14 protein-coding genes are annotated in these 15,730 nt (G+C 56.7%); all 14 read right to left on the bottom strand.

Going from position 1 to position 15,730, the window contains the following annotated elements; all coding sequences use genetic code 11:
* Positions 1-580 (bottom strand): transketolase (locus tag QVO51_RS10125; protein ID WP_288168160.1); only part of this gene is annotated, 580 nt, incomplete at its 3' end.
* 32 nt (positions 581-612) lie between these two features.
* Positions 613-1,428 carry a Cof-type HAD-IIB family hydrolase gene (locus QVO51_RS10120; protein WP_022358298.1) on the bottom strand — a complete coding sequence of 272 codons (816 nt, stop codon included), beginning with the start codon at positions 1,426-1,428 and terminating at the stop codon, positions 613-615.
* Positions 1,421-2,335, bottom strand: a complete 915-nt coding sequence (locus QVO51_RS10115) for an RluA family pseudouridine synthase (protein ID WP_022358297.1) — start codon at positions 2,333-2,335, stop codon at positions 1,421-1,423. Before QVO51_RS10115 ends, QVO51_RS10120 begins: the two co-directional genes overlap by 8 nt.
* A complete protein-coding gene (lspA, locus tag QVO51_RS10110; protein WP_022358296.1) occupies positions 2,328-2,819 on the bottom strand; it encodes a signal peptidase II in 492 nt (163 codons plus the stop codon). Before lspA ends, QVO51_RS10115 begins: the two co-directional genes overlap by 8 nt.
* A 68-nt stretch (positions 2,820-2,887) precedes the next feature.
* Positions 2,888-5,671: an isoleucine--tRNA ligase gene (gene ileS, locus QVO51_RS10105; protein ID WP_022358295.1), complete on the bottom strand. Its 2,784-nt coding sequence runs from the start codon at positions 5,669-5,671 to the stop codon at positions 2,888-2,890.
* 2 nt (positions 5,672-5,673) lie between these two features.
* A complete protein-coding gene (locus QVO51_RS10100; RefSeq protein WP_022358294.1) occupies positions 5,674-6,366 on the bottom strand; it encodes a DivIVA domain-containing protein in 693 nt (230 codons plus the stop codon).
* Between the two features lie 52 nt (positions 6,367-6,418).
* Positions 6,419-7,165, bottom strand: coding sequence for a YlmH family RNA-binding protein (locus QVO51_RS10095; protein WP_022358293.1), 747 nt, complete (start codon positions 7,163-7,165; stop codon positions 6,419-6,421).
* Positions 7,165-7,656 (bottom strand): cell division protein SepF, encoded by a 492-nt coding sequence (locus QVO51_RS10090; RefSeq protein ID WP_015557973.1) that lies wholly within the window; start codon positions 7,654-7,656, stop codon positions 7,165-7,167. The genes QVO51_RS10095 and QVO51_RS10090 overlap by 1 nt, the downstream gene beginning before the upstream one ends.
* Before the next feature lie 171 nt (positions 7,657-7,827).
* On the bottom strand, positions 7,828-8,517 hold the full coding sequence (locus tag QVO51_RS10085) for a YggS family pyridoxal phosphate-dependent enzyme (protein WP_022358291.1): 690 nt from the start codon (positions 8,515-8,517) through the stop codon (positions 7,828-7,830).
* Positions 8,507-9,760, bottom strand: a complete 1,254-nt coding sequence (locus QVO51_RS10080) for an HlyD family efflux transporter periplasmic adaptor subunit (RefSeq protein ID WP_022358290.1) — start codon at positions 9,758-9,760, stop codon at positions 8,507-8,509. The genes QVO51_RS10085 and QVO51_RS10080 overlap by 11 nt, the downstream gene beginning before the upstream one ends.
* Before the next feature lie 3 nt (positions 9,761-9,763).
* Entirely contained in the window at positions 9,764-10,003 is a 240-nt protein-coding gene (hfq, locus tag QVO51_RS10075; RefSeq protein WP_022358289.1) for an RNA chaperone Hfq, read from the bottom strand.
* 77 nt (positions 10,004-10,080) lie between these two features.
* Positions 10,081-11,028, bottom strand: a complete 948-nt coding sequence (gene miaA, locus QVO51_RS10070; protein WP_022358288.1) for a tRNA (adenosine(37)-N6)-dimethylallyltransferase MiaA — start codon at positions 11,026-11,028, stop codon at positions 10,081-10,083.
* A gap of 10 nt (positions 11,029-11,038) precedes the next feature.
* Positions 11,039-13,012, bottom strand: a complete 1,974-nt coding sequence (gene mutL / locus QVO51_RS10065; protein ID WP_022358287.1) for a DNA mismatch repair endonuclease MutL — start codon at positions 13,010-13,012, stop codon at positions 11,039-11,041.
* 19 nt (positions 13,013-13,031) lie between these two features.
* Positions 13,032-15,659 carry a DNA mismatch repair protein MutS gene (gene mutS / locus QVO51_RS10060; protein ID WP_276694975.1) on the bottom strand — a complete coding sequence of 876 codons (2,628 nt, stop codon included), beginning with the start codon at positions 15,657-15,659 and terminating at the stop codon, positions 13,032-13,034.
* Between the last annotated feature and the right edge of the window lie 71 nt (positions 15,660-15,730).

Raw genomic sequence — 15,730 nt, 5'->3', positions numbered from 1 at the left:
GCTCCGGAGAGCTGACCTCTGTGATGGGGCCATCGATCTGTAAGCCGTTATTGTCCACGATGGCAGTCAGATTGTCCAGTCCGTAGTGGGCTGCGAACATGGCAGCCTCCCAGACCTGTCCCTCCTCGATCTCACCGTCTCCCAGAACGGTATAGACCCGATAATCCTTCTGGTTGTACTTTGCAGACAGTGCCATGCCACATGCCGCAGAAATACCCTGTCCCAGGGAGCCGCTGGACATATCGATGCCGGGAATGTGAATGCAGGGATGACCCTGAAGCATTGCTCCGATGTGCCGCAGGGATCTCAGTTCAGACTCCGGGAAGAAGCCACGCTGTGCCAGGGTCGCATACAAAGCCGGTGCCGTATGCCCCTTGGACAGCACAAAGCGGTCACGCTCCGGCATGTCCGGATGCTTTGGATCCACATTCAGCTTTACAAAATACAGGTAAGTCAGCAGATCTGCAATGGATAATGATCCGCCGGGATGACCGGATTTTGCGCAGTAGGTGCCCTCGATGATGCCCATCCGCACCTTGCAGGCAGTGGCCTGCAGCCGTTTTTCAATCGTTGCGTCCATGAATATACCTCCATTATTTCCATGAGCCATGCTCAAGTTCGTTCCATCAATTGTTGCATGAGCCTTGGCAGCCCATGCTGGTCACAGGTATCCGGCAGTACAAGATCCGCCGCCGCCTTCACATTGGGCTGGGCGTTGGCAGGTGCGATACCCACATCCGCATGCTGCAGCATGGTCAGATCATTGTCGTAATCCCCGGCTGCGGCAATCTGGGTGTCCCTGTCCGCCAGCCGATCCCGAAACCGGGCAATGGCTGTACCCTTGGATACCCCTGCCGGCAGGATCTCCAGGAACACATCCGCCGACCGGACATATTCCACTTCCGTATCCTGCCGGGACGCAGCATACGCCGCCAGCCGATCCACCTCCGGCGGCTCCAGGGCAAACAGCACCTTGAGCCACCCGTCCTCCGGTGCATGCGCCAGATCCGTGAACACCGGGGACACGCCGCAGGTGGCAATATGCTGTCGCTCCACCGCATTAAGCCGGATCACATAGATCCCATCCGCCGTCAGAATCTCCGCACCCATGTCCGGGTTCCAGTCCAGCAGTTCCCGGACAATCTGCCGGACAGAGGATGCCAGGGGCAGAGTAGCAATGGGCTGCTTCTTCACCGGGTCAAACAGCATTGCACCGTTGTAGAGAATCACCGGCGCATTGGGCTGCACCTGCTCCAGGTAAACAGACGCTGCCTCATAAGTTCTGCCGGTGGCAATGGTGAACCGTCCTCCCGCAGCCTGAAACTGCCGGATGATCTCCAGATCCTCCGGAGGAATCCGCTTGTCGAAGGGCAACAGAGTGCCGTCCAGATCCGATATCAGCAGCAAATGCTTCAAATCTTTAAACATGTATATGCTCCACCTTTTTCAGTGCCTGGACAAAGTAATCCGGCAGCGCACTGTCAAACTCCATGTATACGCCGGAAACCGGATGCACAAACCCGATTTTTTTGGCATGCAGGCACTGTCCCTCCAGACCGGGGACAGCCGTGCCGTACACATCGTCTCCGTAAATGGGATGCCCGATGTAGCGCATATGCACCCGGATCTGATGGGTGCGCCCTGTTTCCAGACGACACCGGATATGAGCATGCTTTGCAAACTGGGTCAGCACTGCATAATGGGTCACCGCATACCGGGCATTTTTCTCCGTCACGCACATTTTCTGCCGATCCGCTGTGCTTCTGCCGATGGGAGCATCCACCGTGCCGGAAGGCTCCCGGAACCGTCCGCAGGCAATGGCTTCGTATTCCCGGGTAAAGCTGTGGTCTTTGATCTGCTCCGCCAGATGCTGATGGGCAAAATCCGTTTTCGCCACCATCAGCAGACCGCTGGTGTTTTTGTCGATCCGGTGCACGATACCGGGACGGATCACCCCGTTGATAGTGGACAGTCTGCTCTGGCAGTGATACAGCAGGGCATTCACCAGTGTGCCGTCCGGATGCCCTGCCGCCGGATGCACCACCATGCCCTTGGGCTTGTTCACCACCAGCAGGGCTTCATCCTCGTATACGATTTCCAGCGGCAGGTTCTGGGGCTGTACATCCTCCAGTGGGGCAGGATCCGGAATCTGCACCAGCAGGCTGTCCCCTTCCCGGAGCTTTAGGTTCTTTGCCGCCGGTTTCCCGTTGCACAGCACTGCGCCCTGCTCGATCAGATGCTGCACCCCGGAACGACTCAACTCCGGCAGCTGCTCTGTAAGCCATTTGTCCAACCGCATGCCGCTGCCGTCAGCCGTCAGCATGACCTCACGCATGGGGCTGCTCCTTGGGGGATTCCTTGCCGCTCTTGTCAAAAAGCATGTACAGCAGGATCAGAAATACCCCGATGCAGATGCAGCAGTCGGCAAAGTTAAAAACTGCAAAGTGGAACAGCCGGATATCCAGATAGTCCACCACATCTCCGCCCCGGAAGATCCGGTCGATGAGATTCCCGATCCCCCCAGCCATGACCAATGTCAGATTCCACTTGAGGAACGGACTGTTGCGGCCGTATTTCCACATGGCCCAGACGCAGACGCCCAGCAGAATCACCGGCAGACCGATCAGGATCGCCCGCTGTCCGCTCATGCTGCTGAATGCGGCTCCGTCGTTGCGCACATAGGTCAGGTTCATCAGCTCCGTATCGCCGAAATGGAGGAAACGCCTGGATTCTCCCAGGGCAAAGTCCCGAACCACCAGATATTTGATCAGCTGATCCACACCCACCAGCAGCGCCATGGCTGCAACCGCAAGGATCATGCACATGCCTCCCAACAAAGGCAGCCTGCCGCCCCTTGGATCCAGAGTGACAAGCTGTCATCAAGTTCTTATTTTACAACGCCTGCACACCGCGCGCACAGGGTCGGATGCTCCGGAACGGTACCCACTGTTTCGGAGTATGCCCAGCAGCGTTCGCACTTGTCGCCCACTGCCTTCTCCACTGTCACCGCAAAGGGCGTATCCGTAGGCAGGCTCTCATCCTTGATTACATGCAGGTCGGACACGATGCAGATATCACGCAGCGCCTCCGGCATGCCGGACAGCATATTGTAATCCTCATCGAACCGGCAGGCAACCGTCAGCTTTGCTTCCAGAGACTTGCCGATCAGCTTCTCGTTGCGCTTTTCCTCCAGTGCCTTGTTGGCAACCAGACGCAGCTCATAGATCCGGCTCCACTTCTGGACAAAATCCGCCGCAAAGGTCAGACCGCTCTTCTGGGGCATATCGTTGAGGAACACGCTTTCCGCCTGGTCAGAGGACGCATGGGGCAGGTAGCTCCAGATCTCCTCAGCGGTAAAGCTCATGATGGGAGCGACCAGTCTTGCCAGACCAGAAAGTACCCGGTACATGGTGGTCTGTGCAGCACGGCGCAGCACGGAATCCTCCCCCTCGCAGTACAGGCGATCCTTGATAATATCCAGGTAGAAGCTGGACATATCCACCACGCAGAAGTTGTGGATGGCATGGAATACAATGTGGAAATCAAAGGAATTATAGCCTGCATTCGCCTTGTCGATCAGCTGATCCAGCCGCATCAGCGCCCACCGATCCAGCTCTGTCAGCTGGTCATCGGATACGCTGTCCGCATCCGGGTTGAAGCCCTTGCCGTTGCTCAGGTTGCCCAGAATAAACCGGGCAGTGTTCCGGATCTTCTTGTACGCATCGGACAGTTGTCCCAGAATTTCCTTGGAGATCCGGATGTCGGAGTGATAATCCGAGGAAGCTACCCACAGGCGGAGAATGTCTGCTCCGTACTTGTCGGTGATCTCACTGGGATCAATGCCGTTGCCCAGGGACTTGTGCATGGTTTTGCCCTGACCGTCTACCACCCAGCCGTGGGTGCAGACATTCTTGTAAGGCGCACAGCCCTTGTATACCACGGAGGTCAGCAGACTGGACTGGAACCAGCCCCGGTACTGATCCGCACCTTCCAGGTACAGGTCACAGGGTGCGTACAGCTCGTCATATTCATCCAGTACGGCGGTGTGGGATACGCCGCTGTCGAACCACACGTCCATAATGTCATGTTCTTTTTCAAATTCCTTGCAGCCGCATGCGCAGGCAACGGATGCAGGAATGAAATCGCTGAGGGGACGGGTGTACCATGCATCAGAGCCTTCCTTCCGGAACAGCTCGGAAATAGCTTCAATGGTTTCGTCCGTGATAATGGGCTTACCGCAGTCCTTGCAGTAGATCACCGGGATGGGCACGCCCCAGGTACGCTGACGGGAAATACACCAGTCGCTCCGGTCACGCACCATGCCCTTGATACGCTCCTCACCCCATGCAGGGATCCAGTTCACGCTTTCAATTGCCTTGATGGCTTCATCCTTAAAGCCATTCACCGAGCAGAACCACTGCTCCGTTGCCCGGTAGATAATGGCGCTATGGCAACGCCAGCAGTGAGGGTACTGGTGCACGATATCTGCACTGGCAAACATCGCACCGGTCTCTACCAGCCGTGCCGCAATGGCTTTGTTTGCCTCTGCGGTATCCAGTCCGGCAAATTCACCAGCTTCTGCGGTCTGACGACCCTTGTCGTCCACGCAGACCAGAATGCCGATCTCGTCATAATTCTTGCAGACCTCAAAGTCCTCCACGCCATAGCCAGGTGCCGTGTGGACGCATCCGGTACCGCTTTCCAGTGTCACATGATCCCCCACGATGACCATGGAATTCCGGTCATACAGCGGGTGCTTGGTCTGCATATATTCCAGTTCGCTGCCCTTGAAGGCGCCGATGGTTTCATATTCCGCAATGCCCGCAGCCTTCATGGTCTCTGCCACAAGCTCCTGCGCCATTACATAATATTCGTTGTTGGCATGCACCAGGGTATAAATATACTCCGGTCCCACGCAGATCGCCAGGTTGCCCGGGATCGTCCAGGTGGTGGTGGTCCAGATCACGAAATAGATGTCCCCGGTAATGCCGGCTGCCGCAAACACGCCCTTGTCATCCGTAACACGGAACTTCACATAAATAGACTTGCAAGGATCGTTCTCGTACTCGATCTCCGCCTCTGCCAGCGCCGTATTGCAATCCGGGCACCAATATACAGGCTTAAGACCCTTGTACATGTACCCGTCCTTCGCCATCTTGCCGAACACCTTCACCTGCCGTGCCTCATACTCCGGGCGCAGGGTCAGATAGGGGTGATCGTAGTCTCCAAGACTGCCCAGACGCTTGAACTGCGCCATCTGGTTGCGCACATGCTTCATGGCATAGTCCGCACAGTGCTTCCGCAGCTCCACCGGTTCAATGGCACCGTTTTCCACGCCGATCGCCTTCATAGCCTTCAGCTCGATGGGCAGACCGTGGGTGTCCCAGCCGGGCACATAGGGGGCGCAGAAGCCGCTCATATTCTTGTACTTAACGATAAAATCCTTGAGCACCTTGTTGAGCGCCGTGCCCAGATGGATCTCGCCGTTGGCATAGGGGGGGCCGTCATGCAGCACGTACTTGGGCTTGCCTTCGTTGCGTGCAACCATTTTCTGATACAGGTTTTCTTCCTCCCAGTGCGCCAGGGTCTCCGGCTCACGCTTGGGCAGGTTTCCCCGCATCGGGAAATCGGTTTTGGGCAAATTCAATGTCTGGTTATAATCCTGTGGCACGGTTATTCATCCTTTGCATTGTTATTTTTCTGTCCGAAATGAAGATCTCCGAACCGGGAATCATACTCTCCCCGGATGGTCTTTGCAGAAAACTGAGAGGTAGCAAACGGATCCCGCTTGGGTGTATCCTCCAGGATCGGTTCCTCATCAGTCTGTACAGGCGCCTCCGGCTGCTCCGGCTCACTGGGCGCTTCCGGCTCTGTCGATGCATCGTAATCCGGTTCCGGCATCTGGGAAATCAGTTCCAGATGTGCCTTGTACATATCAAACAGGCTCTTCTTGAAATCAGCGACCTGATTCTGCGCAACAATCAGTGCCTGCTTCTCCCGGTCGATCTCCGCCCGGTTTGCCGCCATCGCCTGCTCATGCTGACGGGTAGCCTCGTCGTTGAGCTGTTCTGCTCTTGCCTGTGCTTCCTGCAGGATCTCCGCAGCCTTTTCGTTGGCTTCAGCGATCACATGCTTGCCCTGCTTCTGCGCACCGAGCAGAGCATCCTTGAGGGCATCCTCATCCGCACGATACTCCCGAACCTTGTCCGCAAGCAGCTGGATCTTTGCGTTGGCATCCTCCAGGTCATGCTCCATGGCTCTGAAATCCGCCTCGAGCTGCTGCATGTATTCGTCAATTTCCTCTTGCTTATAGCCGAACGCAGCCTTCTCAAATCTCTTGTTCTTAATGTCCTTTGCTGTAATCATAACAAGACCGATCTCCGTGCTGTGACGAAGATCCACTCCTTTCTGAAATTGTCTACATGAATTTCTCAATGGTTATATGCAGTCTGCCCTTTTTTGTGATGCCGGATACCTGTGCGAGGCGGAATTTTCCGAAACCTCGTGCAGAAAATACCGCATCCTGTCCGATCAGGGCAGAAGGTGTCAGTACCGGCAGCCCGCCCACAGTGACCTGTCCGCCGTGGATGAGAACCGCCGACTTTTCCCGGCTGATCCGGGCTGCCAGACTCACCACTGCATCCAGACGCAGGGAGGGAACTGTCCCTTCGATGGGTTCAAACTCCTGCACAAAGCTGCCTGTGTAGGCGGCAAGCTCCGCCCGAATCCCTACTCTGCCGATTTTGCGCAGCTCATCGCAGACTAACTGTGCCACCGGCTTATGCAGGAACACCTGGGTCAGTCCCTCCTGGGGCAGAATATCCCCAATCGCATCCCGGCGCAGCCGCAGATGCATGAGAGCACCCAGCACATCCCGATGGGTCAGATTATCCGCCCGGCGATAGGTCAGATGTACGCAGGCAATGGGATACGCCTGCTCCTCCGGGGCATACTCCGGTGGATGCACACATAAGATGCGCCGCTGTGCCTGTGCATACCCGCCAAAGAACGCAAAGCTTCCATGCAGGCGCTCCAGAGTCTGCTGAGCCAGTGCGCACTCCCCCTCTGTGAGAAATGCGGTAAACCTGGGCGCATTGCTGCGGTCACAGGCTTTCAGCAGATCCGTTGCCCGAGCAGAGATCAATTCCCCATCCTCCCGGTTCATCAGATGATAACGCCGTTGTTTTCCAGTTCGCCTACCAGATCCTCACCGATAAAGCCTACGTTATAGGGGGTGATGATATAGGTCAGATTCGCAACCGGCTTCAGACTGCCGCCGTTTGCATAGGCAACGCCCACCAGAAAGTCAATGATTCTTCTCTTGTTCTCGGCAGAAGCCGTTTCCAGATTCAGAACCACGGTCTTCTTTGCAATCAGATGATCTGCGATCTGCTTTGCGTCGGTAAATACCTCCGGCTTCACCAGAACCACCTGCAGCTGTGCAGTGGCAGAAATATTCACAACCTTATTTCTCTTTTCCTCCGGATCCTCATCGTAATCCCGACCCCGGTCACGGCTGTGCTCCCGGTCTCTGTCCCGGTCGTGGTCATACTCCCGCTCACGGCGTACAGGCTTCTCTCTGACAGTCTCTCCCTCGTCATAGCCTTCATCCTCTGGCGGAAGGAAAAAATTCTTAATGTCATCTAACAGCTTCATAAGTATCACCATTGCTCCTTTTCTCCGCATGAATTCTTGCGGCAACAACGTGCCATATTCTGTACGATATTGCCTTGAGACACGCTCCTGCATCCCGTGTACCGGAACGCCAAGCCCATCTCTCTCCGGCTGCCTGATGCTCAGCGGAAACGGCAGCACGGAACCATACATCTATCCTCTTGCACCGAACAGCGCACTGCCGATCCGTACCAGTGTGGAACCATACTTGATTGCTTCGACATAATCCCCCGACATTCCCATGGATAGTACATGCATATCTATATTATCCATGTTTTCTGCCGAAATGTCAATAAAAAGTTTCTGCATCCGGAAAAAATATTTTTCAACATCGGTTTTGGGCGGAATGGTCATCAGTCCGCACACATGCAGATGGGGCTTCCGGGCAGCCTCCTCCAGCAGACCATGCAGCTCCTCCGCCGGAATGCCTCCCTTGCTTTCCTCCCCGCCGATGTTGACCTCCAGCAGGATATCCTGCACCTTGCCTGCCCGGGCGGCGATCCGCTCCACCTCGTTTGCCAGATGCAGGGAATCCACAGACTGGATCATGGAGATCTCCGGAATCAGATACTTGACCTTGTTGGTCTGCAGCTGTCCGATGAACTGAACCTGTGCCCTGGGGTCATACTGTGCCTTTTTGGATTCATATTCCTGCACCCGGTTTTCCCCCAGCAGACGCACGCCGCATTCCACTGCCACGTTTACCAGCGCCGGATCCACAGTCTTGGTCACTGCCATCAGCTGAACCTGTTCCTCCGGCTTCCGGTACTTTGCCATCGCCTCACCAATCCGGTCCGTAATGCGTTTGTAATTCTCCCGCACCTGCTCTGCACTACGTTCCATCCGCGCTCACTCCATTCACAATAATATCATCATACAGGGACACATAGCCCTCGCCTGCGTTCAGACTCGTAAGCAGATAATCACTGCCCTCATAGATCACGTCCAGCCGGCGGAAGGCAGGCTGTTCACCCAGCAGGATATACACACCCCGGGCCTCCACTGTCTGGGTCTGCTCCTCACCGGTTTCCGGATCCTTTACAGTTTCCTCCACCTGTGCAAACCGGACAGCCTCCCGGTTGACCTTGATGCCTTCGTACTGTCCCTTGATCATTTCCACCCGCTCCGTCCGGTGCTGCACCAGGTCATGGGTCAACTGGTCGCAGCGCACTGCAACGATGCTTTCGTTTGGATTGTCCGTAGCACGAATAGAATCGATCACGCCGGTAACGGTTTCCGCTGTGGATTCAAACTTGAAGGTGACCTTCATATCTGTTTCAAACAGGGACTTGGCGTTGTCGATCACACCGACAATGTACCACTCGTACCCGTCAATCAGCTTGCCGATGACCCGGTTGTCCGACTGACTGGTATCGTCCGTCACCGCCCGGATTTCCTCCACCGTCAGATCGTCAATGGCTTCCTTGGTGAGGGTATCCTCATACCCATCCACATAGCTGACGAAATAGGCGGAACGGTCGGAATAGATCGTATCCATCGGCGCCTTCTGGCTTGCCTGCAAAGCGGTCAGCTGGGCGTTGATGGTATTGATCCGGGGGGTAAAATCCATTCCCACATTGGTAATCAGCTGGTAGGTACTCATCAGGATCAGCATCTGTTCCTTTTCGGATTCCAGCGCCGTCAGCTGATTCCGTTCCCGGTGGAGAATCAGACTCTTGTAATGCTCCTGGATCAGTCCGGACAGATTGGCAGGCTGCGCCGACTCGCTGGTGCCCGGGTTCTGGATCTTTTCCAGAAGCGCCAGTTCATTCTGCAGTGCGCTGATCTGCTGCAGCAGGTCGATCTGGGATTCGTCCCCGTAAATATGGGCGATCACGGAGTCCACGCCCAGCTTTCCCCCATCGGAAACCTGGTAACAGACCGCCCCCTGACCGGAATAGGTGCAGGGTGTTTCATCCCGCACATACACCCCCTGGAACGCCACGGATTCATCCGCCGTGGCATAGATGGCGGTTTCGGTCTCGTACTGCTGGTTGTATAAATGGTACACCACACTGAACACACAGACAATGGACATTACGGCAAGGAGCCAGCGCACAATGCGCAACATCCACGAGCTGCTCATGGTTTAGTTTTCCTTTTCCGTAGCGTCCAGAATGGAAATGGGCTTCATAGGAATGATGGTGGAAATGGCGTGCTTGTATACAAGCTGCTGCTTGCCATCGCTGTCCAAAATCACGGTAAAGCCGTCAAAGCCCTTGATGACCCCCTTGAACTGAAATCCGTTTGTCAGATAAAAGGTCACAACCATATGCTCTTTCCGTGCCTGATTGAGAAAAACGTCCTGTAAATTCAACGATTTGTTCATTTCGCTTATCCCTTCTCCGCTCTTGCGGCTTGGTTTTGGCTGCAAGGAATTGTCCTAAGCTACCACACTAAATTATATCACAAAAAAGCCGCCTTGGCTATCTTTTTCTTGCAGATAGCCAAAATTTCTTCTGCTTCGTCAAATTCCGTGCGTGAAATCCACTGAATTTGCTCATTTTTCCTAAACCAGGTCATCTGCCGCTTGGCATAGCGCCTGGTCTCCTGCTTGATCCGGGCAATGCAGTCCTCCAGAGTTCCCTGCCCCTCCAGGTAAGGGATCAGCTCCTTATAGCCAATGGCTGCCGCCGCTGTGCCCATGCACCCTGCTGCATAAGCCGCTGCCGCCTCCTGCACCAAGCCCTGCTGCACCATCTGATCCACTCGCCGGTCGATCCTGTCATACAGCTGCTGTCGATCCGGATAGCACAGTCCCAGCCACAGGGTACGGTATGGGGAAGGCTCCAGCCGACTCTCCGCCTTGAATGCAGACAGGGGCTTTCCCGTCAGCCGGTACACCTCCATAGCACGCACCAGCCGGGGCACGTTGTTGGGGTGGATGCAAGCGGCACTGTCCGGATCCACCTGGCACAGCTGGGCATACAGCCCTGCCGTACCCTCCTGTGCCGTCTGTGCCTGTAAGGCTGCCCGAACTGCGTCATCCCGAGGGATCTGAGCAAACTGCACATGCTCCAGCAAGGAGGTCACATACAGTCCCGTGCCTCCCACCACTACCGGCAGCTTTCCACGGCTGTGGATGTCCCCGATGACCCGACGGGCAGCATCCACATAATCCGCCACGCTGAAGGACTGCTCCGGGGGGAGAAAGCCGATCAGATGATGGGGTACTGCTGCAAGCTCCTCCGGGGTCGGCTTGGCGGTGGCAATGTCCATACCCCGATAGATCTGCATGGAGTCGGCGGACACGATCTCTCCGCCGTATGCCTGTGCCAGGGCGATGCCCAAGGCTGTCTTGCCGGATGCGGTAGGGCCAACCACCGCCAGAACCGATATTTTTTCCTGCTCCATGGACGCCTCCCTACACCCGTTTGAATTGCTTTTCGATCTCGTGCCGGGTCAGTTCAAACAACACCGGTCTGCCGTGGGGACAATGCCGGATCCGTTCGTTCCCGAACACTTCCTCCGCCAGAGCCTGCAGCTCTGACAGATCATTTTTATCCCCTGCCCGGATCGCCGCCTTGCATGCCATAGTGTGCAGGGCATCCTCCAGCTGGGTGGACGCCAGATCCTGCTTGCCCAGTACCAGATTCTCCGCCAGCTCCAGCACCAGTTCGTCCAGATTCAGAGAAGCGCATACCACCGGCACGGCGCATACCGCCACATAGGGTGGATTGGAGAAGTCAAAGGCAAAGCCCCGCTGCTTCAACGCCTCCTGATTGGCCTGCAAAGCGTCAAACTCCGCCACGGACAACAGCAACTCACTGCTGTTGAGGATCATCTGGCTGTCCGGGGTGCGGCTTGCATCCCGGAACTGTTCAAACAGCACCCGTTCGTGGGCAGCATGCTTGTCGATGATGTACAGGCTGTCCCCTGCCTGGGCAAGAATGTAGTTGGTGAACGCCTCCCCGATCACCCGGATCTTCGGCTGCTCCTCCGGTGCCGGAACCGGAGCCTGCACCGGCTCCTCCTGCTTTGCCGCAGCGGTATCCTGCAACAGATCAAATCCGGCAAAGACAGCCGATGTCTCCGGCAGTGGATCCGGCTCCCGGATTGGCTTCGGAGCAGCAAGCGCCGCCCCGTACTCCAGCTTGGGAGAGTGCATATACAGAGCTTCCACCGGCTCGGGAGCGTGCACTGTCACCTGCACATTTCCCACCGGCATGGGCTTGACAGCCGCCACCGGAACGGGAGCCTCCTGGTGCGCAGGCATCGGGGCAGGCTTTGCCGGCTGTACCGACTCCAGGGGAGGCACCGGAGGCAGGGGCGCATCCGCAAAGCCCGGCTCCTGCTCCTTGGGAGCATGCTGCCAGTCGGCAGTGGGGCGCATCTGAAATTCATAGATCAGCCCATTCTGCATCAGCGCATTCTTTACCGCAAAGAACACGGCGGAGGATACCCGCTTTTCATCTGTAAACCGCACCGCCGCCTTTGCCGGGTGTACGTTCACGTCCACGGTTTCCGGGGGCACAGTCAGCATCAGCACACAAGCCGGGAATTTACCTGTCATTACCAGTGTCCGGTATGCCTCCTCCAACGCCACCGAGCAGGTCACAGATTTCACATATCTGCCGTTGATGAAAAAGGTCTGGAGAGACCGGTTGTTCTTGGCGTACAGGGGCTTAATCACATAGCCCTCCAGGCTGACGCCGTTTTCGCTGTAGGATACAGGCAGAAGATCCTGGGCAAAGCTCCTGCCGTATACCGCATAAATGGCGGAATACAGGGTACCGTCCCCGGCGGCATGGAATTCCCGGCGGTGATCCCGGATCAGGGTAAAGGCGATTTCCGGATGGGACAGGGCGATCTTCTGCACAATGGCACTGACCGCATTGCTTTCCGTCACGTCCTTTTTCAGAAATTTCTGCCTGGCAGGCACATTGAAGAACAGATCCCGGATTACGATGGTGGTACCCTCCGGGCATCCGGTGCGCTCCATGCCGCACTCTGTGCCCCCTTCGATCTGATACCGCACGCCGTATTCCGCCCCTGCCTGCTTGGTGAGCATCTCCACCCTGCCCACAGCCGCCACAGATGCCAATGCCTCGCCCCGGAAGCCCAGGGTGTGGATGTTGTCCAGATCCGCCTTCTCCAGGATCTTGCTGGTGGCATGCCGCAAAAAGGCGGTGGGCACCTCCTCCGGTGCAATGCCGCAGCCGTCGTCAGTGATGCGCATATACACAGAGCCGCCGTTCCGGATCTCCACAGTGATCCGGCTGGCACCTGCATCTATGGAGTTTTCCACCAGTTCCTTGATAACGGAGGCAGGTCGCTCGATGACCTCTCCTGCGGCGATCAGCTCTGATAATTCCTTGGGTAAAACCGTAATCGACATGCTTGTTCCTTTCTCTGCATTACGCCTGTGCCAGCTGCACCAGGTCCTCCAGCAGTTCCCGGCATTCCCGGTCGCTAAGCTCATCCAGATGGGTCTTGCGGAGCCGGTCGGCAATCTGATCCCGGCTGACGGCAGCAAAGCTGATCTGCCCGTCCTGGGGCAGCTGCTCCTGCCGGACAGGTGCCTGGCTTTCCAGTTCCTTGAGCAGCTCCTTGGCACGGGTCACCACCCTGGGTGGCAGCCCTGCCAGCTTCGCCACATCAATGCCGTAGCTGTCATCCACGCCGCCTGGCACGATCTTCCGCAAAAAGCGGATGCTGTCCCCATGCTTTTTCACGGCAATGCTCAGATTCCGCACACCCTCCACGCTGTGCTCCAGGGCAATCAGCTCATGGTAGTGGGTGGCAAACAAGGTCTTACAGCCAATGAGCCGACTGTTGGCGATATACTCCGCCACAGCACGGGCAATGCTGACCCCGTCAAAGGTGGAGGTACCCCGTCCCACTTCATCCAGAATCACCAGACTGTGCTTGGTGGCATACTTGAGAATGGCGGAAACCTCGCTCATTTCCACCATAAAGGTACTCTGACCTGCTGCCAGATCGTCCGATGCACCCACCCGGGTAAAGATCTGATCCACCACCGAGATCTTGGCGTACCGGGCGGGCACAAAGCTGCCGATCTGCGCCATCAGCGTAATCAGCGCCACCTGCCGCATGTAGGTAGACTTACCGGACATATTAGGGCCGGTAATGATCGCCATGCGACTGCCCTTCTGATCCAGGTACACGTCATTGGGCACAAACACTTCCTCTTGCAGCACCTGCTCCACCACCGGATGCCTGCCGTCCTTGATGTCGATGACCCCGTCAATGGCGATCTCCGGCTTGGTGTAGTTGTTTTCCTGGGCAACCTTTGCAAAGGAGCAAAGCACATCCACCGCTGCCACGGATACGGCAGTTTCCTGCACCTGGGCAAGCTGCCCCGCCAGGAAATCCCGCACCTGGGCAAACAGCTCCGCCTCCATCCGCAACGCCTTTTCCTTGGCGCCCAGAATGGTGTTTTCCGCATTCTTCAGCTCCTCGGTGATGAACCGTTCACAGTTTGCCAGGGTCTGCTTGCGTATGTAGTGGGCGGGCACCAGATCGTAGTAGGATTTCGTGACCTCCAGATAATAGCCGAACACACGATTGAAGCCGATCTTCAGCCCCTTGATGCCGGTGGATTCCCGCTCCCGCTGCTCAATTTGGGCAATCAGATCCGAACCGCCGCCCATCAGGCTCCGCAGCTGATCCAGATCCGGATGGAACCCATCCTTGATGACCCCTCCATCCTTCACGGTAATGGGCGGCTCCTCAACGATCGCCTTTTCCACCAGGTCGGATACCGCCTCCAGGGTGGAAATGTGGTTGTTGAGCCGTGTCAGCAGCTTGGACTCCGACATCAGCTCCAACTGTGCCTTCAGCGCCGGCAGTTGTAATGCGGTCACCGACAGGGATTTCAGATCCCTGGGGGTAGCGGTTTTATACATGACCCGGGTCATGAGCCGTTCCAGGTCGTACACCTGCCGGAGGATCTCGCTCAACTCCATCTGCACGGCGCTTTTCCTGCAAAGCTGCTCCACAGCATCCAGCCGCTCCATGATCCGGGCAGGGCTGATGAGGGGCTGCTCCAGCCACCCTTTCAGCAGACGCTTGCCCATGGAAGTGCCGGTGCGATCCAGCACCCACAACAGGCTGCCCCGGCGTTCTCCGCTGCGCAGGGTCTCCGTCAGCTCCAGATTCCGCCGGGCAGTAAGATCCAGTCCCATCGCCGCATTCTGCCCCTGGATCCGGATATCCGTAAATCTGCCTACCAGGGATTTCTGGGTGTCCGCAATGTAATCGAACAAGCCGCAGGCACAGGCGCAGTCCTGCCCATCCTCCGACAGACCCAGCACCGCCGGATCCTCCACGGAAAACTGGGTGCAGAGGATCTGCCGCTTCTGCACCGGATCAAAGCAGCTATCCTGCCGGAGGGTCAGCATGCAGTGAAGCCGGTTCTTCACAAATTCCCCGCAGCCTCCCAACTGCACAAAGGCTTCGTTGCACAGCAGCTCCGCCGGGGTATACCGGGACAGGAGGTTGATGACATCCCCCTCCAGTTGCTTGCCCTCCAGGGTGTGCATGGACACCTCTCCGGTAGAAATGTCCGCAAAGCAAAGGGTAACGCTGTCCCCGGTTCTGTATGCAGCCCCAAGAAAGTTGTTGGAGGCATCGTCCAGCATACTGCTTTCGATGAGGGTACCCGGCGTCACCAACCGGATCACGTCCCGTTCCACCAATCCCTTGGCAAGGGCAGGATCCTCCATCTGCTCACAGATCGCCACCTTATACCCCAGTCCGATCAGCCGTTTGATGTAGATCTCGCTGCTGTGGAAGGGCACGCCGCACATGGGGGCACGCTCCTCCAGGCCGCAGTCCCTGCCGGTGAGGGTCAGCTCCAGCAGCTTGGATACCAGCACAGCGTCATCGAAAAACATTTCGTAGAAATCTCCCAGACGGAAGAACAGAATGGCGTCGCCGTATTTCTTCTTGACCGCCATATACTGCTGCATCATAGGGGATAATTTTGTGGTGTCGATCTCCATGTCAGAAAGCCCTTTCATAATTGGATTCGGCGGTCATAAGAATATGACCGCCGCTTGGGTGTATTGCCGTTATACGGCGCCGTCCTTAG

Source organism: Ruminococcus sp. CAG:379, assembly GCF_000434255.1.
Taxonomy (GTDB): domain Bacteria; phylum Bacillota; class Clostridia; order Oscillospirales; family Ruminococcaceae; genus Ruminococcus_F; species Ruminococcus_F champanellensis.
This window is presented reverse-complemented; position numbering and strand designations above follow the sequence as displayed.

Coding starts and splice junctions, on each gene's coding strand:
- mutS (WP_276694975.1), bottom strand. CDS start 15,659: ATGAAAGGGCTTTCTGACATGGAGATCGACACCACAAAATTATCCCCT.
- QVO51_RS10100 (WP_022358294.1), bottom strand. CDS start 6,366: ATGATTACAGCAAAGGACATTAAGAACAAGAGATTTGAGAAGGCTGCG.
- miaA (WP_022358288.1), bottom strand. CDS start 11,028: ATGGAGCAGGAAAAAATATCGGTTCTGGCGGTGGTTGGCCCTACCGCA.
- lspA (WP_022358296.1), bottom strand. CDS start 2,819: ATGATCCTTGCGGTTGCAGCCATGGCGCTGCTGGTGGGTGTGGATCAG.
- QVO51_RS10115 (WP_022358297.1), bottom strand. CDS start 2,335: ATGCGTGAGGTCATGCTGACGGCTGACGGCAGCGGCATGCGGTTGGAC.
- QVO51_RS10095 (WP_022358293.1), bottom strand. CDS start 7,165: ATGAACCGGGAGGATGGGGAATTGATCTCTGCTCGGGCAACGGATCTG.
- QVO51_RS10120 (WP_022358298.1), bottom strand. CDS start 1,428: ATGTTTAAAGATTTGAAGCATTTGCTGCTGATATCGGATCTGGACGGC.
- QVO51_RS10080 (WP_022358290.1), bottom strand. CDS start 9,760: ATGAGCAGCTCGTGGATGTTGCGCATTGTGCGCTGGCTCCTTGCCGTA.
- QVO51_RS10090 (WP_015557973.1), bottom strand. CDS start 7,656: ATGAAGCTGTTAGATGACATTAAGAATTTTTTCCTTCCGCCAGAGGAT.
- hfq (WP_022358289.1), bottom strand. CDS start 10,003: ATGAACAAATCGTTGAATTTACAGGACGTTTTTCTCAATCAGGCACGG.
- mutL (WP_022358287.1), bottom strand. CDS start 13,012: ATGTCGATTACGGTTTTACCCAAGGAATTATCAGAGCTGATCGCCGCA.
- QVO51_RS10085 (WP_022358291.1), bottom strand. CDS start 8,517: ATGGAACGTAGTGCAGAGCAGGTGCGGGAGAATTACAAACGCATTACG.